Annotated in this window: 19 protein-coding genes; 11 read left to right on the forward strand and 8 right to left on the reverse strand. The window is 41.1% G+C overall.

What is annotated here, in order from left to right:
• Window positions 1-113: 113 nt before the first annotated feature.
• Window positions 114-317 carry a hypothetical protein gene (locus FRX45_RS22170; protein ID WP_152270676.1) on the reverse strand — a complete coding sequence of 68 codons (204 nt, stop codon included), beginning with the start codon at window positions 315-317 and terminating at the stop codon, window positions 114-116.
• Window positions 318-542: 225 nt separating this feature from the next.
• Between FRX45_RS22170 and FRX45_RS22175 the strand changes: the two genes are divergently transcribed.
• Complete coding sequence (locus FRX45_RS22175; protein WP_226805523.1) at window positions 543-3,464, forward strand: FAD-binding and (Fe-S)-binding domain-containing protein; 2,922 nt, start codon at window positions 543-545, stop codon at window positions 3,462-3,464.
• Between the two features lie 74 nt (window positions 3,465-3,538).
• On the opposite strand, the gene FRX45_RS22180 is transcribed toward FRX45_RS22175, so the two are convergent.
• Window positions 3,539-3,991 (reverse strand): hypothetical protein, encoded by a 453-nt coding sequence (locus tag FRX45_RS22180; protein WP_152270677.1) that lies wholly within the window; start codon window positions 3,989-3,991, stop codon window positions 3,539-3,541.
• A gap of 156 nt (window positions 3,992-4,147) precedes the next feature.
• Between FRX45_RS22180 and FRX45_RS22185 the strand changes: the two genes are divergently transcribed.
• Entirely contained in the window at window positions 4,148-4,705 is a 558-nt protein-coding gene (locus FRX45_RS22185) for a cupin domain-containing protein (RefSeq protein WP_152270678.1), read from the forward strand.
• A 7-nt stretch (window positions 4,706-4,712) separates the two neighbouring features.
• Here the strand turns inward: FRX45_RS22185 and FRX45_RS22190 are convergent, their stop codons facing one another.
• Complete coding sequence (locus FRX45_RS22190) at window positions 4,713-5,465, reverse strand: NYN domain-containing protein (protein ID WP_152270679.1); 753 nt, start codon at window positions 5,463-5,465, stop codon at window positions 4,713-4,715.
• Between the two features lie 589 nt (window positions 5,466-6,054).
• Here FRX45_RS22190 and FRX45_RS22195 point away from each other — a divergent pair.
• Window positions 6,055-9,537 carry a hypothetical protein gene (locus FRX45_RS22195; RefSeq protein ID WP_226805524.1) on the forward strand — a complete coding sequence of 1,161 codons (3,483 nt, stop codon included), beginning with the start codon at window positions 6,055-6,057 and terminating at the stop codon, window positions 9,535-9,537.
• A gap of 61 nt (window positions 9,538-9,598) precedes the next feature.
• Here FRX45_RS22195 and FRX45_RS22200 read toward each other — a convergent pair whose 3' ends face one another.
• Window positions 9,599-10,576, reverse strand: coding sequence for a hypothetical protein (locus FRX45_RS22200; protein ID WP_152270680.1), 978 nt, complete (start codon window positions 10,574-10,576; stop codon window positions 9,599-9,601).
• Between the two features lie 37 nt (window positions 10,577-10,613).
• Between FRX45_RS22200 and FRX45_RS22205 the strand changes: the two genes are divergently transcribed.
• Both FRX45_RS22205 and holA read left to right on the forward strand, forming a co-directional pair.
• Complete coding sequence (locus tag FRX45_RS22205) at window positions 10,614-11,342, forward strand: ribonuclease H-like domain-containing protein (RefSeq protein WP_152270681.1); 729 nt, start codon at window positions 10,614-10,616, stop codon at window positions 11,340-11,342.
• Window positions 11,343-11,396: 54 nt separating this feature from the next.
• Complete coding sequence (gene holA / locus FRX45_RS22210) at window positions 11,397-12,395, forward strand: DNA polymerase III subunit delta (protein ID WP_152270682.1); 999 nt, start codon at window positions 11,397-11,399, stop codon at window positions 12,393-12,395.
• Window positions 12,396-12,457: 62 nt separating this feature from the next.
• Here the strand turns inward: holA and FRX45_RS22215 are convergent, their stop codons facing one another.
• Window positions 12,458-12,883, reverse strand: a complete 426-nt coding sequence (locus FRX45_RS22215; RefSeq protein WP_226805525.1) for a c-type cytochrome — start codon at window positions 12,881-12,883, stop codon at window positions 12,458-12,460.
• A 169-nt stretch (window positions 12,884-13,052) separates the two neighbouring features.
• On the opposite strand from FRX45_RS22215, the gene FRX45_RS22220 reads away from it, so the two are divergent.
• Together FRX45_RS22220 and FRX45_RS22225 are read left to right on the forward strand one after the other, a co-directional pair.
• Window positions 13,053-13,994 (forward strand): NAD-dependent epimerase/dehydratase family protein, encoded by a 942-nt coding sequence (locus FRX45_RS22220; protein WP_152270683.1) that lies wholly within the window; start codon window positions 13,053-13,055, stop codon window positions 13,992-13,994.
• Between the two features lie 207 nt (window positions 13,995-14,201).
• Entirely contained in the window at window positions 14,202-15,455 is a 1,254-nt protein-coding gene (locus FRX45_RS22225) for a peroxiredoxin family protein (protein WP_152270684.1), read from the forward strand.
• 10 nt (window positions 15,456-15,465) lie between these two features.
• Here FRX45_RS22225 and FRX45_RS22230 read toward each other — a convergent pair whose 3' ends face one another.
• Entirely contained in the window at window positions 15,466-16,113 is a 648-nt protein-coding gene (locus FRX45_RS22230) for a J domain-containing protein (protein ID WP_152270685.1), read from the reverse strand.
• Between the two features lie 176 nt (window positions 16,114-16,289).
• On the opposite strand from FRX45_RS22230, the gene FRX45_RS23415 reads away from it, so the two are divergent.
• The 3 genes from FRX45_RS23415 to FRX45_RS22245 are packed head-to-tail and all read left to right on the forward strand — an operon-like array spanning window position 16,290 to window position 18,611.
• Window positions 16,290-16,880, forward strand: a complete 591-nt coding sequence (locus FRX45_RS23415) for a nucleotidyltransferase domain-containing protein (protein WP_193311815.1) — start codon at window positions 16,290-16,292, stop codon at window positions 16,878-16,880.
• Entirely contained in the window at window positions 16,873-17,214 is a 342-nt protein-coding gene (locus FRX45_RS22240) for a HepT-like ribonuclease domain-containing protein (RefSeq protein WP_152270686.1), read from the forward strand. Before FRX45_RS23415 ends, FRX45_RS22240 begins: the two co-directional genes overlap by 8 nt.
• 44 nt (window positions 17,215-17,258) lie before the next feature.
• The gene (locus tag FRX45_RS22245; RefSeq protein WP_152270687.1) at window positions 17,259-18,611 is read left to right on the forward strand and encodes an aspartate aminotransferase family protein; all 1,353 of its coding nucleotides are present in this window, start codon (window positions 17,259-17,261) and stop codon (window positions 18,609-18,611) included.
• A gap of 63 nt (window positions 18,612-18,674) precedes the next feature.
• On the opposite strand, the gene FRX45_RS22250 is transcribed toward FRX45_RS22245, so the two are convergent.
• Window positions 18,675-19,304: a porin family protein gene (locus tag FRX45_RS22250; RefSeq protein ID WP_152270688.1), complete on the reverse strand. Its 630-nt coding sequence runs from the start codon at window positions 19,302-19,304 to the stop codon at window positions 18,675-18,677.
• A 187-nt stretch (window positions 19,305-19,491) separates the two neighbouring features.
• Between FRX45_RS22250 and FRX45_RS22255 the strand changes: the two genes are divergently transcribed.
• Window positions 19,492-20,418, forward strand: a complete 927-nt coding sequence (locus FRX45_RS22255) for a DUF2279 domain-containing protein (protein WP_152270689.1) — start codon at window positions 19,492-19,494, stop codon at window positions 20,416-20,418.
• Window positions 20,419-20,445: 27 nt separating this feature from the next.
• Here FRX45_RS22255 and FRX45_RS22260 read toward each other — a convergent pair whose 3' ends face one another.
• A complete protein-coding gene (locus FRX45_RS22260) occupies window positions 20,446-21,696 on the reverse strand; it encodes a 4-hydroxy-3-methylbut-2-enyl diphosphate reductase (protein WP_152270690.1) in 1,251 nt (416 codons plus the stop codon).
• Between the last annotated feature and the right edge of the window lie 175 nt (window positions 21,697-21,871).

Below are 21,871 nucleotides of genomic sequence, written 5' to 3' on the forward strand. Positions count from 1 at the left end.
GGAAAATGCAATCTTAAATCTCAAATTTCAAATACTCAACTGGCATCTCACCATTCGAGCATCCATCCTGCCGTTAGTAGTTATTCAACTGAAAGCTAATAGATGAGGGCTGTTTATTCAGGCAATACTGGCCCATAATGTAACTTCTTACCCATTTGACTTTTGTTGGGAAAGAGAATATCATGGGCGGTTTCATATCCTTCGTTTGCTACCTGGTTAAGGATGCTCCTTTCTTTGTAGCGGCGGGCAGCATATACAATGAGCCCGGCCAAAAAGCCGGCGGCTACAGCAACAAGAATTTTATCTGTCTTTTTCATTCAATGTCTTTTTTACAAAGATAAAACTGCAAAACATATACCATATTAAATGGTGTTAATATATATACAAGAATTCATTACATTCAAAAGGAGTTCGGGTAGCTTTCATGATCATCATTTCTTAAAAATAAAAAAGTAATTTCGCAATCAAACATTTCGCAGCAAAAAAATTATCCGAAAGGAAATGAATACCCCCAAACTGTGGTAATTTTCGCAATTTAAGTAATGATGACAACTCAATTAGCGCAGCTTTCGCAAACCCTGGAAGGTGAATTCTATAACGATAAAACGATAAGAACATTATACGCAACCGATGCTTCAGCTTACCGCGAGATGCCTTTGGCGGTTGCCATACCCAGGTCTGTAGCCGATATTAAAAAATTAATCGCATTTGCCAATGCGCAAAAAACGGCGCTGATACCCCGAACAGCCGGTACTTCACTTGCGGGGCAAGTGGTAGGCAATGGTATAGTTGTAGATGTATCAAAATATTTCACACAAATACTTGAACTAAATACAACAGAAAACTGGGTTCGTGTACAGCCCGGTGTTATAAGGGATGAACTGAATCTTTTTCTTAAACCCCATGGTTTATTTTTTGGGCCCGAAACATCTACTGCCAACAGGGCAATGATCGGTGGCATGGTGGGCAATAATTCCTGTGGGTCAAATTCCGTAATTTACCGCAGCACCCGTGAGCATTTAATTGAAATAAAAGCTTTGCTGAGCGATGGATCGGAAGCGGTATTTAAGGCTATGGATATAGAAGCTTTTCATGCCAAATGTGAAGCGCCGGGTTTGGAAGGAAAGCTTTACCAAAGCATACGCAGTTTATTGAGCAATTACGATACGCAGGAAGAGATACGTAAGGAGTTTCCCAAAAAAACAGTAGAGAGAAGAAACACGGGTTATGCTGTAGACATGTTGCTGGATACCGCACCTTTTACTGCGGGTGAAGAAGATTTTAATTTTTGCAAACTCATTGCCGGCTCTGAAGGCACATTAGCCTTTATAACCGAAATTAAATTGAACGTGGTTCCCCTGCCTAAAGAAGCCGGCTTGTTATGTGTGCATTTTAATACCATAGATGAATCACTAAGAGCAAATTTGATAGGATTAAAATATGGGCCTTCTGCAAGTGAATTAATTGACCATTATATTCTTGAATGTACAAAAGACAATATTGAGCAACGTAAGAACCGTTTTTTCGTGCAGGGCGATCCGGGCGCAATACTCGTAATAGAATATACCCGCAACACAAGAGAAGAAATTACTGCCATTGCTCAGGAAGTAGAAGCGGAAATGCGGGCAGCCGGGCTGGGCTATTATTTCCCTTTGTTATATGGTGATGATACCAAAAAAATATGGACGTTGAGAAAAGCCGGGCTGGGCTTATTGAGCAATCTGCCTGGTAATGCTAAAGCTGTACCGGTAATTGAAGATACTGCGGTGGATGTGAATGATCTGCCTGCCTATATCCGGGAGTTTAATGAGATACTTAAAAAATACAACCTTTATTCTGTGCATTATGCACATGCAGGCAGTGGCGAAATACATTTACGTCCTATCATCAATCTGAAAACAAAAGAAGGGAATCTCCTGTTCCGCAGTATTGCACAGGAAATAGCCACGCTGGTAAAAAAATACAAAGGTTCGCTAAGCGGCGAACATGGCGATGGAAGGTTGAGGGGAGAATTTATCAGGCAAATGATTGGTGAAAAAAATTACCAGTTGCTCAAAGCAATAAAGAAAACCTGGGATCCGCATAATATTTTCAATCCCAATAAAATAGTTGATACACCGGCCATGAACACCATGCTGCGCTATGAGCCCGGTCAGCAAACACCCGCTTTTAAAACCATTTTCAGATATCCCAACCAGGATGTATTGCAACATGCAGAACAATGTAATGGATCGGGCGACTGCCGTAAAACACATTTGTCGGGAGGAACCATGTGTCCCTCCTATATGGCCACTAAAAATGAGAAAGATACTACAAGGGCGAGGGCTAACATTTTAAGAGAATTTCTTACGCATTCAGACAAGATCAACCGTTTTGATCATAAGGAAATTTATGAAGTAATGGATCTGTGCCTGAGTTGCAAAGGTTGCAAATCAGAATGTCCTTCCAACGTGGATGTAGCCAAGCTGAAGGCCGAATTTTTACAGCAGTATTATGATGCCAATGGTGTTCCGCTGCGGAGCCGGCTTATTGCCAATTTTACCACATTATCTAAAGCAGGTGCGTTGTTGCCCGGGTTATACAATGGTTTAATGACGGGTAAATTAACTGCCGGTTTGGTAAAACGCATCGCGGGGTTTGCTCCCAAACGTTCCATGCCCGGATTGTATACTACCACATTAAAAAAATGGTACAATAAACATCGCCGGCAGCAAACAAAGCACAATACGAAAAAAGTGTACTTGTTTTGCGATGAGTTTACCAATTATAACGATACTGAAATTGGCATCAAAGCTATTTTATTATTGGAGAGGCTGGGGTATGAAGTGATCATTCCTGAACACACAGAGAGTGGTCGGTCGTGGCTTTCCAAGGGGCTTTTGCGCAGGGCAAAAGCAATTGCGGAAAAAAATATCAGGCTCTTATCTCCATTAATAAATGAACAAACACCGCTGATAGGCATAGAGCCCTCAGCTATACTCACTTTCAGAGATGAATACATTGACCTGGCAGACGATGCATTGCTTGATGAAGCAAAACGTTTATCGGCTAATGTGTTTACCATTGAAGAATTTTTAAGCCGCGAAACAGATGCCGGGAATATTACCGCTGAGCTGTTTACAAAAGAGCAAAGGAAGATTGTTTTACACGGTCATTGCCAGCAAAAAGCACTGTCATCTGTTACTCCTTCGGTCAAAATATTATCCCTGCCTCAAAATTATGCTGTGCAAACTATTCCTTCCGGGTGCTGCGGAATGGCGGGATCTTTCGGATATGAAAAGGAGCATTATAATCTTTCCATGCAAATAGGCGAACTGGTTTTGCTGCCTGCTGTTCGTAAACAGGGGGAGGATGTAATTATTGCCGCGCCGGGCACCAGTTGCCGGCACCAGATCAAAGACGGCGCATCAAAAAAGGCTTTACATCCGGTAGAAATATTGTATGATGCGTTGTCGGAGGTGTAAAGAGGGATATGAATACTTTTCGGTACGGAGTCCCAGACTTCGTTACAGCGGTATCAACTCATTAAACCAATCTCTCACACTATTTCTTCTACAACATAGCTGATATTGTTGACTTCAGCGGCATCCTTTATTTTTAATCCCATTAATTGTTTTCCTAAAGGCGATTGGGGCGAAAGTGCTATCACGGTTGTACCGTCATCCAATTTTATTTTTGCAGGAGCTATACTAAGAAATAACCAGCCCCTGTTTGTTTTAACGAGGCTCCCCTGTATAATATATGTTGTTTTGACTGTAATATCTATTTTACTGAATAACAATTGTTGTTCCAGTGCTTCTTTTAATTGCCTGCCTGTATTTTCCTGTTCTATCTGCAGCATTGCCAGGGCCGTTTCATGCTTATCTCCGGCGGTGTTTTTTGTTTCGTTGCTGCTGCTCTCTTTTAACTCGTTCAGAGTGCGGCTGAGCAAGCTGATCTTTTCATCAATCAGTTGCCGGTAATGGTTGTATACGTTTTCTTTTAAAGTCATTTATATACTATGCAGCTTTATTATATTAATGGAAACATCACATCGTGCAAAACTAAAAGACATTTCACGATTTCTCCGTTATGCTTAAAAAGAGAAAAATATACCCTTTTTGTGTTATGGGAGGATTGGATTTTATATGTGAACTTCAATTAAAAAATGAGAAGAAGCAAATTTGTGCTGTCCTTATTGTCTGTTGCTCCTGTAGCAGCTTTTGCACGGCTTTACAAACATTCGAGTCGTGAAGGGAAAGCGTTTAAGGTTAAAGCTGGTGAAGGCCGTTATCATGGGCACATTCAGTTAAAAGGCGTTAATGCCAATATTATTGATGTAAAAATATCGGGCAGGGATACAGATGGTGATTTGGCTATTTTTGAGCAAACAGGTATCTCGCCCAAAAGGGGGACACCCCTTCATGTCCATCCAAACCAGGATGAGGTTTTTTACATAGTGGAAGGGAACTATCGTTTTAAAGCAGGAGATACCATACTTGAGCTCAGTGCCGGCGAAAGTATATTTCTGCCGCGAAAACTACCGCATGCATGGACGCAATTAAGTGAAAGAGGAAAAATGACCGTGATGTTACAGCCTGCGGGCAAACTTGAAGACTTTTTTGTAACTATGGCCGCGCTTACGAAGGAGCCTACCCCGAAGGAACTTGTGCAGTTGTTCAGGGATCACGAAATGGAAATAGTGGGACCGCCTTTAGAGGTTTAATACCAATTTACTTAGCCCTGATATATACCAGCTTTACATGCTTTCTTCCTGTATCACGCTCATCAATTTCAAAGCCGGGCAAACTTTTAATGAGGGGCAGCAATTTCGCATAACCATAATTACGCGGGTCAAAATCCGGACGCTTTTTTAACAACAGGTTCCCCAAATCTCCCAGGAATGCCCATCCATTTTCATCGGCAAGGTCATTAATGCTGGTGGTAAGCAGGTTCATGAGGTTCTTATCGGTTTTATTCAGTATTTTTTCTTTTTTGGTTGTTTCTTTCTGGCGGGCAGGTTTGGGTAAAACTTCTTCTTCCTCTTTAATCAATATTTCTATATATATAAATTTATCACATGCCGCACGAAAAGCGCCGGGTGTTTTTTGTTCCCCCATACCAAATACTTTCATGCCTGCTTCCCGCAGCCGCGTTGCCAGCCTTGTAAAATCACTGTCGCTGCTCACTATGCAAAAACCATCTACCCTGCCTGTGTACAAAATATCCATCGCATCTATAATCATTGCCGAGTCGGAAGAATTTTTTCCGGTAGTATAACTGTATTGCTGAACAGGAGATATTGCATGATCTAATAAAACGGCTTTCCATCCCGCAACGTGCGGTTTGGTCCAGTCGGCATAAATTCGTTTAAAGGTTGGTGAGCCATACTTGGCAATTTCTTCCAGAATGCCGCTAATGAGCCGGTAAGGAATATTGTCGGCGTCTATTAAAACCGCAAGGCGAAGGTCTTTTGTATTTTCCATGTGTTATTTGTTGATATTATTCAAAAGGTAATTATAATGTGGGAAATGTGAAAATGTGAAAGTGTGAGAAATGTCTGCCCCCGTCCGACTGGTGTCATCCGGGGGGGGCGACTGAACAGGCGGGTGGAAATGTAAAAATGCGAAAGTGAGTGGTGAGCGGTCGCTTCGGATTGTTTCACGCCCGACTCAACAAATCATTCGCCCACCCGACTTAGCCCCGCCAGAATGATTCTTTTCGGGCTGGCATTCAGGCGGGGATGACACCAGCCGGATGGGGCAAGCAAGAAAGATTTACGGTTGTACCCTGCTTCGAATTTGAAATTTGTTATTTGTATTTTATCCGCCCCAGCGGACAGGTCTGGTTTTTGTGGTTTTGGTTCTTGGTGCTTTTAGATCGGATTTCGGATTTCCGGCTCCGAATTTGCTATTTGAATTTTATCCGCCACGGCGGACAGGTTTGGTCCTTGTTTTTTGTGATTTGGTTCTTTACATTCCCTTCGGATTTTGCCTTTATCCCGGGCATTTTCTTCTTTTTCTCATTGATATACAATAATTTCTAACTTTAGGCATTGTTACAAAAAAGGAAGGATTGAAAAACCGGCTGCTATTGATATTGTTGTGCTTACTGGGAATACAATTTGGGCTTGCCCAGCAAAATCCTTCTCTGTCGAACCTGCGCAAAAAAAAACTGCCCGCCCTTTCAGATACCATTCATTTAGATACATTGAGCATCATTCCGGGAACTTTTTTTATTTCCGGTGTGGATAGCAATAGCTATGTCCTGGACATTTTTAACGCCATGCTCATATGGAAGAAAAAACCCGTAGCAGATAGCGTGCTTATTACATACCGGGTTTTTCCGGGTAAATTTAACACGGTATACCAGCGAATGCGGTTTGACAGCATCAGTAATAATTTTCTTGCATCACCTGTAACTATACAGGATGCCAATTCACTTCAAAACTCCATTTTCGATTTTGGTAATGTAAACTATAACGGAAGTTTTGGCAGGGGGCTTTCTTTTGGTAACCAGCAGGATGTGGTGCTCAATTCTACCCTGAACCTGCAAATGAACGGGTACCTGGCCGACAGTATCCAGATTGCTGCGGCTATAACCGACAGCAATATTCCGATTCAGCCGGATGGCAATACACAGAATTTGAATGAGTTCGATAAGGTATTTATCCAGTTTAAAAAAGGGGGATGGCATTTTGATATTGGCGATATAGATATCCGCCAGCAGCAGAGCTATTTTCTTAATTACTATTCAAGATTGCAGGGCGCTGCTTTCGGTCGGGAAAGCAGGATTAGTCGCTCAACAACCAACCGCCTGTTGCTCAGCGGCGCTATTGCAAAGGGTAAGTATACCCGTAATATTTTTAATGGCATAGAAGGCAACCAGGGCCCATACCGCTTACAGGGGCCAAACAATGAATTGTTTTTTATTGTGCTGGCCGGTACGGAAAGAGTATTTATTGACGGAGAACTGATGCAAAGAGGAGAGGACCAGGATTATGTGATCAACTACAATACCGCTGAACTAACGTTTACACCTAAGCGAATGATTACAAAAGATAAGCGCATACAGGTAGAGTTTGGTTATGCCGACAGGAACTACCTCAATTCTCAATTGTATGTTTTTGATGAAGCCGCGATAGGCGAAAAATTTAAAATAAGGGTTGCGGCCTATTCAAACGGAGATGCTAAAAATTCGCCCATCAATCAAACGCTTGACCCGCGGCAAAAACAATTTTTGGCGGATATTGGCGATAGTGTGCATCACGCATTATATCCATCGCAGGTATTGGATACTTTTTCGGTAAATAAAATCCTGTATAAAAAAGTAGATACTGTTTTCAATAATACGGTACATGATTCTGTATATGTCTATTCGGTTTCACCTGCCGATACCTTGTATAACCTTGCTTTTACGGAAGTAGGACAGGGAATGGGCGACTATGTGCCGGATGAAACAAGCGCTGCCAACGGAAAATTGTTTAGATGGGTAGCCCCGGATGCCAATAACAACAAACAGGGAAGATATGATCCTGTAATATTACTGGTTGCCCCTAAAAAGCAGCAACTGTTAAGCATAGGCGCAGATTATATGGTTTCTGCCCATACACAGGTGAGCACCGAAATGGCGGTAAGCAGTTATAATGTGAACAGTTTTTCGCCGAAAGATAAAAGCGATGACAAGGGCTTTGCCGCAAAACTGGTATTGAATGACAGCAGGCAATTGAAAAAAAGCACAAAAGGACTCACATTGGTGAGCCAGCTAAGTTACGAATGGGTGCAAAACAGATTCAGGCCTGTTGAAAGACTGCGCAACGTAGAATTTTACAGGGGATGGGGGCTGCCTTTAGATGTGCCGGCCGCAACTGAAAACCTTTTTCACGCCGGTGTGGCGCTTAACAGTAAAAATGGCAATTCAATCCGGTATCAGTTTGAAAATTACAGGAGAGATGATGGATATAATGGTATTCGCAATGGCATCCTGCAACAGGCTAATTATGGCGACTGGCATTTTAATAACCAGTTTGATATTACCCGTTTTAACCTCCGGGAACAAAAGGGATATTACTTTAAACCCGTTATTGATGTGGCGCGTGATTTTCCAAAACTCGGCAACTATAGAATAGGCGGAGGCTACAGCGGCGAACGCAATTATGTACAATACAGGCAGTATGATTCGTTAACTACCGGTAGTTTTTCTTATGATATATGGCAGGCCTATCTTAAATCTTCTTTAAATAAGCCCAATAAATGGGGGGTTACCTATTACACCCGCAGAGATAAATATCCATACCAGGCAAAGTTGGTATCATCAGACAGGAGCAGCAATATCAACGCCTATACCGAACTGATGAAGAATGAAAAACACCAGTTGAAGGTTAATGTTACGTATAGGAAATTGGATGTAATTGACGGTAAGGTTACTTCACAGCAACCCGAAGAAACAATATTGGGCAGAGCAGAATATTTTATCAATGAATTTAAGGGATTGATCAATGGAAATGTATTATATGAAGTGGGAACAGGTCAGGAGCAGAAAAGAGATTTTACTTACGTGGAGGTACCGCCGGGCCAGGGCGAGTATACATGGAATGACTATAATGGCAACGGTATCCCCGAACTGAATGAATTTGAATTATCGCAATTTCAGGACCAGGCAAAATACATCCGCATATTTACGCCTACCAATGAATTTATAAAGGCAAATTACCTGCAGTTTAATTATAGTCTCGTCATTAATCCGCATTCAATGATTGATGCAGCTAAAGCAAATAACTTTCAAAAAATGCTTGCCCGCCTGTATTTTCAGAGCTCTTTACAGATATATAAAAAGGAAAGCTCGGGGAAGCTCCAGTTTAACCCTTTTGCTGTGCCTTTATCTGATACCTCTTTAATTGCATTAAACCAGGTATTCAGTAATTCTTTTTCGTTTAACCGTTTCAGTAATATATGGGGCATGGATTTCAATAATATCCGCAACAGCAATAAAGCCTTCCTTACCTACGGGTATGAAAGCCGGAGGGTGAATGAGTGGAATGTAAAAGGCAGATGGAATATAACCCGGTCTTTTTTGCTGGAATTACTGGCTAAAAAAGGGCAAAACAAGCTGGTAACGCCAAATTTTGATAACAGGAATTATAATATAGAATCCTACGGAATGGAGCCCCGGCTTTCTTTTATCCGTGGTACCAACTTCCGCATAGCCGTGGGATACAAGTATGATGATAAACAGAACACAGATGCTGCACAAAAGGCGATCATTAATTCTTTAACCAGCGAAGCAAAATACAATGTGCTTTCCAGCAGTTCGGTTACTGCTAAGTTTACTTATAGCCAGATTAAGTATTCCGATCCTGGGAATGCCAACACACCCAATACCAGCGTTTCTTATATTATGCTTGATGCCTTATTGCCGGGGAAAAATTTTTTATGGACTGTTGATTTTACGAAACGGCTCACTTCCTATCTCGAACTGAATTTTCAGTATGAAGGAAGGAAGGCAGGCGTTTCAAACACTGTGCATATCGGCCGCGCCTCGTTAAGAGCCCTGTTTTAAAATGAAAAACCGGAAGCATTGCTACTTCCGGTTTCCTAACTAATATTCATGAAGGATATTATTATCCAAATATTCCACCTTTTTTAAGTGTAACAGCACCTTCGCCAATTTTGAAACCATTCTGGTATACTTCAACCTTGTAGGTTCCTGGCTTGTACTTGTCGGTTTGTTTCAGGTCAAAGCTTACATTTTTGCGTTTGCCCTGTTCGTAATCAATAGATACTTTATTGGTAAATTCTTTATCGCCATCTTCCCTGGTGGTAACAGATCCTGATCCAAGCCCGTCTTCTTTTACTACCTGTCCTTCGGGATTAGTAACAATCACATACAGGTCTTTGGTGCCGGTTAAAGATAACCTGTTTTCCACATCAAAAGAAACCCTGAATTTGTCGGCTCTTTTTGCTCTGGAAGTTTCTGATTCCTTGCCGCTTTTCTTTTCATTAATGGCAGCGATATGAAAGTTAGCTGCATTCAATGTAGAGCCTACATCAACCTGACTTGAAAGCTCTTTGTTTTCAGTTAACTTGGTGTTCAATGTATCTGTTAACTGTTGCTTTTCTGTGGTAAGCTGTTGCTTGTCGGCTGTTAATTGTGTATTTTCTCCCTGGAGTCTTTCAATTTCCAGCACATACTCTTCAATTTTTCCGTTCAACTGGTTGATCAGCTTCCGTGCTTCCGACAGGTCTGCTGCACTGGCATTTTGTTTGTTGATCAATGTTTTGATCCTGCTTCTCATGCTGGTAACATCTTTATCACGCGTTTTAACCAGACTGTCGAGCTTTGTGTTTTCAGAAGTCATTTTATCCAGGCGAATTTCAGCAGCCTGATAATCTGTTAAAAGCTGGTTTCTTACCGAATCTAAGGAAGCGTACTGAACATCCTTTTGTTGAATTACTTCCTTGGTTTTACTTTTATCATAAATAATGTAGCCCCAGGTTCCTAATAAGGCGGCGATTAATACGCCGTATATTATACCACGGTTATCTTTTTTTGGTGGTTGAGACTGGCTTGATGCTGAGGGATAGTTTGAAGCGCTCATAGTTTATTTTTTTTTGAGTTTAAACAAATTTAGAGATATGATACATCAGATAAACTTAACAAATTTATTGGTTATTGACATAGAAACTGTTCCCGGAACCCCTGATTTTCAACTATTACCAGAATATTGGAAGGGGCTCTGGCAGGACAAGATTTCCAAAACCATGCCAGAAAATATTTTGCCCGACGAATCCTACCTCCAAAAGGCTGGCATTCTGGCTGAATTTGGGAAAATAATTTGCATTTCAACAGGCTTTTTTTATCATGAAGCAAATGGCAGACTATGCTTTAAAATTAAATCGTTCAGCGGCGATGATGAAACCGCCTTGCTTACTGGTTTCGTGGATTTGCTGAACACTTTTCGTGATAAAAGAGGCATTTTTGCAATTGCGGGACATAATCTCAAAGAATTTGATATTCCATACATCTGCAGACGAATGCTGATATTGAACATACCATTGCCGGACTACCTGCAGTTAAGCGGAAAAAAACCCTGGGAAACCAACCTGGTAGACACTATGGAATTATGGAAATTCGGGGACTATAAAAATTATGTATCTCTTAAATTGCTTGCTGCTGTTCTGGGTATTGCTACACCAAAAGACGATATAGACGGAAGCATGGTAAAGGATGTATATTATGAAGAAAAGAACCTTCCCCGCATAGTAACCTATTGCCAGAAAGATGTTGTAACCGTTGCCAATATTATCCTGCGGTTTAAAGGTATCCCTTACCTGGAAAAAGAGAACATTACCATAGTAGAATGAATATCCGATAGGCCAATCAACTGATCACCCGATAAACCCACTTAACTTAACAACATGAGTGTTGAAAAAATTATTACAGACTGGAAACAAAAAAAGTTTAAACCGGTATATTGGTTAGAGGGCGATGAGAATTTTTATATTGATCAGTTGGTTGAATATGCAGAACATCATATTCTGTCTGATGCCGAAGCTGGTTTTAATCTTTCCGTTTTTTATGGCAAGGATGCCAATTGGGCCGACCTGATCAATGCCTGCCGGCGCTATCCCATGTTTTCCGATAAGCAGGTGATCATATTAAAAGAAGCCCAGCAAATGCGCGATATAGATAAGCTTGAGTCTTATGTCGAAAATCCATTGTCTTCTACCGTGCTGGTGGTTGCGCATAAAGAAAAGAAGCTGGATGGGCGCAGTAAGTTATCAAGACTGTTAAAACAGCATGCCGTAGTGCTGAGCACAAAAAAAATTTACGAAAGCCAGTTGCCCGAATGGGCCAACGACCAGGTGCAGAAAAAAGGTTTTACCATTTCACGAAAGGCAGTAATGCTGCTGGTAGAACATATTGGCAACGATATGAGCCGCATCAATAATGAAATTGATAAATTGCTGGTAAACCTGGGCAGCCGTAAGTCCATTACTGAAGAAGATATTGAACAGTATGTTGGTGTGAGCAAAGAATACAATGTTTTTGAATTGCAGGAAGCTCTGCAGCGTAAGGATGTAGTCAAAGCAATGCGCATCATTCAATATTTTGGATCCAATCCCAAAGCCGCTCCCATACAAATGATGATGCCAGCCTTATACAATTTTTTCAGTAAAGTGTATATGTTATTTGGCGTGCAATCGCAGGATGAGAAATCAGCGGCTTCAGCAATAGGCGTTAATCCTTTTTTTATTAAAGATTATATGCTTGCAGCTAAAAACTATGGGTATGCAGGTATTGAGCAGGCGTTATTGTTGCTCCATCAGTATAACCTGCGCAGTGTTGGCGTTAATGACGTGGGTACGGGAGATGCTTCGCTAATGAAAGAAATGGTGCTGAAAATAATGCAATAATGCGGGTTGCATGTGTATTTGCAACCTGCATTATTGTGTGTTAAATGAAAGTTTTGTAATGATTAGCGTTCAGGAGGAGGGGGAGGTAAAGTTATTTTGCTTTCCGGATGTTCCTTTCCGTTATGGCAGGTAATACAGGTGAGCACTGTTTTCCCTTCTTCCACATAGTTAAAATATTTTTTGTTGACCTTTGCTGTCATACGCATCATACTGCGCGCCACATCTTTTTCGGGTTTTTCATCACTGGAAAAATCAAGTTTTTTAGGATTTGTTTTTGAAGGAGCATGGCAATGATTGCATTTTACGCCCAAAGAAACATTAAACCCCTTCATTATCTTTTCCAGTTCCTCATGGCTGATATCTTTGGGAAGTACTTTGAGATTTGGTTTAGGTTTTTTGTCCTGCACCGTTGTTGCGGCCACGCCTATCATGAGGATAAGGAATAAAGACGAGCCTACTAAAAATTTCTTCTTGTGCAATTGATACATAGCAGTAAATTTTGACCATTAAAGTAAAGTTTTCTTTTTTACATACCAATTTTATTTTTGAATGGATTGATGCAGACGTTATTTACTAAGGATTAAGAATGTACTTCTTTAAAAAATCATGACAGAAATTTAGCAGCCATATTTATACTTTTGACAAAATTATGATGCAATGGTAAAAGAAAAGATATTGGTTATAGGGGCATCCGGGCAGATCGGTGTTGAACTAACCCTGGCTTTACGGAAAATATATGGCAATGCACAAGTGGTTGCATCCGATCTGAGGGAAGAGAACGACCTGTTAAAAGGCACAGGGCCATATGTTGCTTTGGATGCTATGAATAAAGAAATGCTTCATGTGCAGGTGATCAGGCAAAATATAACACAGATATATTTGCTGGCGGCTATTTTATCTGCAACAGGCGAAAAGAATCCCGGTCTTGCCTGGAATCTTAATACACAAAGCTTATTGAACGTATTGGATATTGCAAGAGAAGAAAAATTGCAGAAGGTATATTGGCCAAGTAGTATTGCAGTATTTGGTCCTACCTCTCCACGGAAAAATTGTCCGCAGCAAACTATAATTGAACCCACTACCGTATATGGTATAAGCAAATATGCAGGTGAATTCTGGTGTAAATATTACAACCAGCGTTTTGGCGTAGATGTGAGGAGCCTGCGCTATCCGGGTTTGATAAGCTATAAATCTTCACCCGGCGGTGGTACAACAGATTATGCGGTAGAGATTTTTACTGAAGCGCTGGAAGAAAAAAAATATACCAGCTTTTTGGCTGCAGATACTTTTTTGCCCATGATGTATATGCCGGATGCTATCAGGGCCACTATTGAATTAATGGAGGCCGATGCCGGGAAAATATCCATACGTACCTCATACAATATAGCTGCTATAAGCTTTTCGCCGGCAGACATTGCATCTGAAATTAAAAAGCACATACCAGGTTTTGCCATTGACTATAAGCAGGATTACAGGCAGGCTATTGCAGACAGCTGGCCGCAAAGTATTGATGACAGCGTGGCGAGGAGGGATTGGGGCTGGAAACACGAATACGACCTGCCACGTATAACCGCAGATATGCTGGATAACCTGGGGTAGTAGCGCCTGGGGTATGAGGTTCCAGATATGAGGTGTCAGACATAGGTGCAGTCTGGAGGTTTTTGGGATGAATAATGAGCGGTTTGTCTTTCACGAGTAGTGAAGTGGTGACATTCATTGTTGATAGCCATCGCTAAAAGCTGATAGCTTATTGCTGACCGCCTCCTTTAAGTTTCGTATTTTTGCGTTTCAATTGAATTCAACTTTATGAAACGAACGGTATGGGTGCTAACCCTGTTAATAGGTGGGTTACATGCGCAGGCACAACAAAAAAATAATCTTACCGGTGGGCAATGGCGTGGAGAACTGGAACGAGCAGACGGTAATAATATTATTTTCAATTTTGAGGTAAATAAAAAAGCAGATAAACCTGTTATTTACATCCGCAATGCCGCGGAGCGTTTGGCCGTTGATGATATTACCATAGTGCAGGATTCTGTTTTTATCAGGCTTCCTTTTTTTGATTCACAATTCAGAGCGGTTTTTATTAATGATAACCAGATAAAAGGCGTTTGGATCAAACGCCTGGCAGACAGGAACCTGGTTATGCCTTTTGCCGCGGTAAATAATGGTACAAAAAGCTACCGGTTTAAAACTTTGGTTAAAAAGCCTGTGGCTGATATAACCGGGCGCTGGGCAACTTCTTTTTCTGATGCTGAACATAAACGTACAGTTGAGGCTGTAGGTGTTTTTAAGCAGGAAGGAAATGCACTAACGGGCTCTTTTCTTACGCCTTCCGGCGATTATCGCTACCTCGAAGGTGTAGTTGACGGCGATTCGCTTAAGCTGTCGGGTTTTGACGGTGGGTATGCGCTATTGTTTACAGCAAAAATTGATGATGAAAAAAAGATCAGTGGTGGAAAATATATTTCAGGTGTTGGAGCTCCCAGGATATGGGAAGCCAATAAAGATGCGACAGCAGCGTTAGCCGGTAATAGTTCTTCTGAGCTTTTAAAGCAGGGCGTACCTCCAAAATTAGATTTCACTTTTAAAGATGTGAATGGCAAACCTGTTTCTATTAATGAAAGCAGGTTTAAAAACAAGGTAGTGGTAGTACAGATATTGGGTTCGTGGTGTCCCAACTGTATGGATGAAATGGTTTTTATGGCTGAAGTGTATAAAAAATATAAATCAAAAGGAGTAGAGATAGTGGGATTGGCCTATGAAAGAACGTCCGATTTTACCCGTTCGCAGCAAAGCGTACGAAATTTTATGAAACGGTTGAAAGTAGAATTTCCTGTGCTTATTACCCCGGTTGCCGTAAGTGATCCGCAACGTGCTGAAAAAACCTTGCCTCAGTTAGAAAAGATACCGGCTTTTCCTACTACCCTTTTTATAGATCGGAAAGGAGAAATACAAAAGATACATGCCGGGTTTAACGGACCCGGAACGGGAGATGATTATGAAAAGCAGAAGAAAGAATATTATGACATCATAGACAGCCTGCTTGCAGCACAATGATGCTGTTTTATTATGTAACGCTGTAGATTAGCCAGCAGATAATAAGCGTAATCGACAATACAAGAAGGGGATAATATTTTTCCCAGTAATTCCTGTTTTTTGAAGTCTGTACAAAATCCCTGATCGTTTTTATAACGGCTTCGTTATTCCCTGCCAAAATTTTTAATTGGCCGGCTATTGTGTTGATATATGTAAAAGGCAATTCAGACGAGGCGGATAAAAGCTGCAGAATAAGTTTTTGATTGAGGGCTTCATCTTTGTGATGCAGCAATACATTCATATTACTTTCAGAAAGGATGTTTTTTATACGATGATATATAGCTTCTTTATTCATTCTGAACATATCCATAAACGCTATTTGCTTATTCAGCTTAATGCAATCATTTAAAATGGCTACAGGTGTTTGGCTCCATGATAGATGGATATCGGTGTTGGGAAAACGCAACTTCCATTCGCTGTGATAACTTGTCCTTTTTGAAGGGTGAGACAAAGTTTCATAGGCTTCCTGTAATTCCCTGAACTGCGAAGCAGCGAATTCATTTCCTGCATTAACGTCGGGATGATACTGCAATGCCAGTTTCCTGAACTCCTTTTTGATAGCATCCAAACTGGCATCGGGCGGAATACCTAAAGTTTTATAATGATTTTTAAAAGCCATACCGGGTGAACAAATTTCCCAAAAACAAATAATAGCGCCTAAATAAAGTTTGCAAACATATTGTGTGTAGCAAATGCCGTAACAACTAAATGTTGAAAATTTCTGTAATAAATCCTTGCTTAACAGGGCTGTAGTTTTTAAATTTGAAGAATTATGTCAAAATAAAATCGTTCAAAATGAACAGCTTAGGCGACAAAATACGAAAACTTAGAGGGGACAAGGAAATACCCCTGCGAACAGTTGCTGCTTTTCTCGACATTGACCAGGCAATACTTAGCAAAATTGAAAGAGGGCAACGCAAGCCGACAAGGGAACAAGTACTAAGATTGGCTGAGTATTTTAAGGTTAAGGAAAATGACTTGCTGGTTGCCTGGCTTAGTGATAAAGTCCTGTATGAAGTAGAAGATGAAGAAGTGGCATTGCAGGCGTTACAAATGGCAGAAGAAGAAGTAGATTATATTACAAAGCCTAAAGTAAGTAAAAACAGTATTATTGATTCAATAAGGTATGTTCTGAAAAATGATGGGCGGGTAGCCCGTGCCTGGCTGTTTGGTTCGTATGCAAGGGGAGAAGAAAAGCTAAACAGCGATGTAGACATTATGGTAGAACTGAACAACAAAAAAAACTATTCCATGTTTGACATACTTGATATTTCTTTTTTGCTCGAAAACGAGATTAAACAAAAAATAGATTTAGTGGAAAAAGGATGTTTAAAGGACTTTGCTTTACAAACTGCAACCAGTGATCTGATTAAAATTTATGGATAAGCCAACACCGAAGGAAAGAGCTGAGCACATACTGGAAGCCATAAAATTGATTAAAAGATTTGTGGCAGGTATGGATGAAACAGCTTTTTCAAATGACATTAAGATTCAAAGCGCAGTACAGTACCAGTTTTTAATTATTGGTGAAGCAATCAGGCATATTGACGATGCTATTTTAACAAAATATACTTACCCCTGGCATATACCCCGCTCATTCAGGAACTTTATAATACACGTATATCATGGGGTAAAGATGGAAAGAATTTATTTTGCCGCACAGGATTTGGATGAATTGGAGAAACTAATCATCCTTATTTTAAAGAAAGAATTTAAATGAGCCCATAGTCTTGTTTACAATTACTAAACAATTAATTTTATTGCATGAAAGATTTGTATAACCGTACGGAAGGCGACATTAATTTATCTGCTTCCCGCAATGCATGGTATAAAGTGATTGCGCATGCAGAAACCCAAAAATACTTAGATGAAGATGCGCAATATTTCCTGCACCAGTCCATGTCTACTCCCTGTTTGGATGTATTGCAGTCCTGCGAAGGGATCTATATTACAGACCTTACCGGCAAATCCTATATGGACTTTCATGGCAACAATGTACACCAGGTGGGCTACCGCAATTCATTTGTAATGGAAAAAGTAAAAGCGCAAATGGATATATTACCGTTTAGCCCCCGCCGTTATACTAATGTTCCGGCTATTGAACTTGCTAAAAAGCTGGCTTCCCTTTTTCCTGGCGATCTGAATCGCGTATTGCTGGCGCCGGGCGGTACTTCGGCCATTGGCATGGCGCTGAAGTTGGCCCGGATCGTTACCGGTAAACATAAAGTAGTATCGCTGTGGGATTCTTTTCATGGCGCTTCTTTAGATGCCATTTCTGCGGGGGGTGAACAGGTGTTTCGCAAAGGTATAGGTCCTTTAATGCCTGGTGTGGAAAGAATACCGCCGCCTACTTCGTACAGGGGTGTTTTTAGTGATGATGGCAATGATGTTGTGTACGCAGACTATCTTGAATATGTAATAGAAAAAGAAGGCGACATAGGCGCTTTTATTGCGGAAACCGTACGCAATACTGATGTGCAGATACCTTCAAAAGCCTACTGGAAAAAGGTAAGGGAAATATGCACCCGCCATGACGTATTGCTTATTTTGGATGAAATACCCATTGCTTTTGGCCGTACAGGTAAAATGTTCGCCTTTGAACATTACGGTATAGAACCGGATATTGTTTGTGTGGGTAAAGGGCTGGGAGCGGGTATTATGCCACTTGCGGCTATGGTTACCCGTGATGCGTATAATGTTGCAACAGATGTATCGCTCGGGCATTACACGCACGAAAAGAGTCCGTTGGGCTGCATAGCTGCTACAGCCATGATTGAGTTCATTGAAAAGGAGCATATACTTGACAAAGTGAATGCCGATGCTTTATTTATGAAGAATGAACTGGAAGCACTCAAACAAAAACATGCTTTAATAGGCGATGTAAGAGGCATAGGATTGTTGTGGGGAATAGAGCTGGTAAAGAACAGGGATACGAAGGAAAAAGCTGTTGAAGAAGCGGAAATGATCTTATACGAATGCCTGGCCAACGGGTTGAGCTTTAAAATTTCACAGGGCAATGTATTGCAGTTGTCGCCACCATTAACCATAAGCCGGCAACAGCTTAAAGAAGCTATTGATATAGTAGATGCAGCTATTGCAAAGGCGATGGGTAAATAATAAATGCAAAAAGGAATTAACGCTTTAAACCGTTAATCCCTTTTTCTTTGTTTTTTAAATCAGTTATTTTTTGCTTCCCAGCATATAGCCTATAGAAAGTCCTGCAAACCTTGTGCTTACATTCCCCAATTCAGTGTCTGCATTGGAAATGTTGCTCAGTCCATGGGTATAGTTAGCGCTCACGAAAAGATTACTGGCAAACTGGTAACCCAGGGTTACATTTGCTCCCAGTTCAAACCTTTTAAGTACGCTCTTTTCTTCCGTTACGCCTTCCAAGCCTTGTTTTTTGTACCAGTCTTCAGTGCCATCATCATCTTTAAGTTTAGCGGATAATCCGTAAGACAGGTTGGGTCCCAGACCTAAAAAGAAACCTCCTGTTTTATACAAAAAATTAACAGGAATGTCAATCGCGTACAGATTGATATTTGTTTCTGAACTATAAGCCGTACTTTTTGAATTGAACAGTAATTGAGGTTGAAGGGAAAATTTTTCAGAAAGCGATATGTCAGCCACACCTCCAAAATGAAATCCTGTCCCTAAGGCAGCCATCCTGCTCCATTCTCCATCATATTTGGATTTCATGGAGAATGTGTTTTGTTGTATCCCGGCTTTAACGCCAAAGGATACCTGCTGGGCTTTAAGCGTTGCGCAGCTAATAGCCAGCGCAGTCATCAATACAAATGTTTTTTTCATTGATTTTGGGTTTTATGATGTACCAAAGCTTTATTTTTCTGGTACCAAAACATGTAAACGGTAACGCCTGTACGTAATTGTATAAATGAGCTGTACAGCACCTGTAATTACCATAATTCAATTCCCCGCTTTTGCAGGAGTACAGGCATAACTGCTAAACTTTTTGTTACTTCGTTTATCTTATCATATGCGCAGGTTAAACAGTATTATATCTAAAGCTTCTCTTTTTATCGTGCTATGCCTGGTAACGGAGTATGCACATACCCAGCATTTTCTTCCGCCATCGGATGTGTATAGGCCCGACAGGTTAAAAAAAGTAATCATTACCGAAGTAGCCATAAGCACTGCGGTAAGTATAGGGTTGTATTATCTCTGGTATAAAAAATTTCCCCGCAGCAGGTTTCATTTGTTTAACGATAACAGGGAATGGCTGCAGATGGATAAAATAGGCCATGCCGCTACTGCTTATAATATAGGCGTGCTGCAATACGATATGATGCGCTGGTGCGGCGTGAAAAAAAATGATGCTATTGTTATTGGTTCTGCAACGGCGCTGGGTGGGCTAACCATTATTGAAATCTTAGATGGATTTTCAACGCATTGGGGTTTTTCGAAAGGAGATATGCTGGCTAACCTGGTAGGCACAGCTATCTTCGCTTCGCAGCAGCGCTGGTGGGATGAACAGCGGATAACAATGAAATTTTCAGCCCACTTTTCGCCTTATGCACAATACCATAGCGGCGAGCTGGGAAAATCATGGACATCGCGCCTGCTCAAAGATTACAACGGGCAGAGTTACTGGTTATCCTTTAATATAAAATCATTTCTGCCTTCCTCATCATCGTTTCCCAACTGGCCATCCATAGCATTAGGGTACGGGGCAGATGGCATGATTGGCGGACATGAAAACCCCGATAGTATTAAAGGAAAACCTGTTCCGCATTTTGAACGAACACGCCGGTTTATGTTATCACCCGATGCAGATTTTTTCAGGGTGCGCTCTATTGCACCTGTAGACGCAGCTACTTACCTGTTAAAGCCTTTTAAATTTCCGGCGCCCACACTGGAGATCAATTCAAAGGGAAAGCTTAAGTTTTATGGCTTATATCACTGATAAAATTTGCAATGAAATCGCCGGCGTTTACTGTGCAGACAAGGAAGGCGCTGAGGTCCATTCATTGATCAATGCTTCAATTTTATCTTCCACATTGTAAAAAGAAGCTACTTTCCTGATCACGTTTTCAACGAGTGCATCGGGGCAGGAGGCGCCACTGGTAATGAGCAGTTTTGCAGGATTGTGCTTAGGTAGAAAACCTGTGGTCAGTATTTCTTCTTTGGTATGAAAATTATAATGAAGGATTTTCTCTCTGGATTGGATTTTGCTTTCGCTGCTGATAAAATAAGCAGGCAATTTTGCTTCACATAATTCTACCAGGTGAGAAGTGTTGGAGCTGTTATAGCCGCCTATTACCAGTGCAATATCTGCATCGGTATCCAGCATTCCCGAAACAGCGGTTTGATTATCGTTGGTAGCATAGCACAACGTATCCCTGGTATCGGCAAAGCGTTCTGCCGTATTGGCTTCGGTTAGCCCATAGTGTTGTATCATTACCTGCTTAAGAAAATCCGCAATAGCCTGTGTATCACTTGCCAGCATAGTGGTTTGGTTTACAACACCTATCCGCTGCAGATCTTTTACGGGGTCAAATCCTTCCGAAAATCTTCCTTCAAATTCCTGCACAAATTGCGCCTCATTTTTTTCTCCGGTGATGTATTTGCCCAGTTCAACAGCTTCCTTCATGTCGTTAACCACTACTGCAGGCGCATTAACGGCACTGTGCGAAAAGGTGGCACGTGTTTCTTCATGGCGGGGTTTTCCGTGTATCACAATACTATAGCCTCTTCTGGCAATCTGTTCTGACCGGTTCCATACTTTTTCTACAAACGGGCAGGTGGTATTGAAGCTCTTGGTTTCCAAACCTATATCGTTTAGCTTTTTCTCAATATGCAGCGTAGTGCCAAAAGCCGGGGTAATAACAATATCATCGGCAGTAAGTGATTCAAAAGGCAATAATTGTTTTCCATGGGTATCCTGCAAAAACTGCACTCCTCTTTCCTGCAGGTCTTCATTAACGTGAGGGTTATGGATCATTTCACTCAACAAAAAAATTCTTTTACCCGGGTTTTCATCCACCGTGCGAAAAGCAATTTCAATGGCATTTTCAACACCATAGCAAAAACCAAAATGTCTTGCGAGATAAATATGTAAATCACCCAGGTTAAGCAGTGTGGGACTGAAGTCTTTTTTCATCTTATCCTGCTGTTTACGCTTTTGTTTTATGGCAGAGATAAGCGGACTGCGGTATATAATAGGAACGTTAAACTGTTTCATGTAAGGTCAAAATACAATATGCAAAGGTAAGAAGTTTAGCTTAAGCGGAATATCTGGCACCGAAGAAAAGAAAACCTATGTGCAATTATGTGCCGTATGATCCTATGTGTTGGAAAAAGGTCCGTACTCCTATACCCATGTACTTCGGCAAAATATATTATCTTCCACGCCTGAT

Source organism: Agriterribacter humi (assembly GCF_009192765.1).
GTDB lineage: Bacteria > Bacteroidota > Bacteroidia > Chitinophagales > Chitinophagaceae > Agriterribacter > Agriterribacter humi.

Excerpts from the sequence above, each read along its gene's own strand:
- FRX45_RS22170 (WP_152270676.1), bottom strand. The coding sequence starts at position 317 with ATGAAAAAGACAGATAAAATTCTTGTTGCTGTAGCCGCCGGCTTTTTG.
- FRX45_RS22175 (WP_226805523.1), top strand. The coding sequence starts at position 543 with ATGATGACAACTCAATTAGCGCAGCTTTCGCAAACCCTGGAAGGTGAA.
- FRX45_RS22180 (WP_152270677.1), bottom strand. The coding sequence starts at position 3,991 with ATGACTTTAAAAGAAAACGTATACAACCATTACCGGCAACTGATTGAT.
- FRX45_RS22185 (WP_152270678.1), top strand. The coding sequence starts at position 4,148 with ATGAGAAGAAGCAAATTTGTGCTGTCCTTATTGTCTGTTGCTCCTGTA.
- FRX45_RS22190 (WP_152270679.1), bottom strand. The coding sequence starts at position 5,465 with ATGGAAAATACAAAAGACCTTCGCCTTGCGGTTTTAATAGACGCCGAC.
- FRX45_RS22200 (WP_152270680.1), bottom strand. The coding sequence starts at position 10,576 with ATGAGCGCTTCAAACTATCCCTCAGCATCAAGCCAGTCTCAACCACCA.
- FRX45_RS22205 (WP_152270681.1), top strand. The coding sequence starts at position 10,614 with ATGATACATCAGATAAACTTAACAAATTTATTGGTTATTGACATAGAA.
- holA (WP_152270682.1), top strand. The coding sequence starts at position 11,397 with ATGAGTGTTGAAAAAATTATTACAGACTGGAAACAAAAAAAGTTTAAA.
- FRX45_RS22215 (WP_226805525.1), bottom strand. The coding sequence starts at position 12,883 with ATGTATCAATTGCACAAGAAGAAATTTTTAGTAGGCTCGTCTTTATTC.
- FRX45_RS22220 (WP_152270683.1), top strand. The coding sequence starts at position 13,053 with ATGGTAAAAGAAAAGATATTGGTTATAGGGGCATCCGGGCAGATCGGT.
- FRX45_RS22225 (WP_152270684.1), top strand. The coding sequence starts at position 14,202 with ATGAAACGAACGGTATGGGTGCTAACCCTGTTAATAGGTGGGTTACAT.
- FRX45_RS22230 (WP_152270685.1), bottom strand. The coding sequence starts at position 16,113 with ATGGCTTTTAAAAATCATTATAAAACTTTAGGTATTCCGCCCGATGCC.
- FRX45_RS23415 (WP_193311815.1), top strand. The coding sequence starts at position 16,290 with ATGAACAGCTTAGGCGACAAAATACGAAAACTTAGAGGGGACAAGGAA.
- FRX45_RS22240 (WP_152270686.1), top strand. The coding sequence starts at position 16,873 with ATGGATAAGCCAACACCGAAGGAAAGAGCTGAGCACATACTGGAAGCC.
- FRX45_RS22245 (WP_152270687.1), top strand. The coding sequence starts at position 17,259 with ATGAAAGATTTGTATAACCGTACGGAAGGCGACATTAATTTATCTGCT.
- FRX45_RS22250 (WP_152270688.1), bottom strand. The coding sequence starts at position 19,304 with ATGAAAAAAACATTTGTATTGATGACTGCGCTGGCTATTAGCTGCGCA.
- FRX45_RS22255 (WP_152270689.1), top strand. The coding sequence starts at position 19,492 with ATGCGCAGGTTAAACAGTATTATATCTAAAGCTTCTCTTTTTATCGTG.
- FRX45_RS22260 (WP_152270690.1), bottom strand. The coding sequence starts at position 21,696 with ATGAAACAGTTTAACGTTCCTATTATATACCGCAGTCCGCTTATCTCT.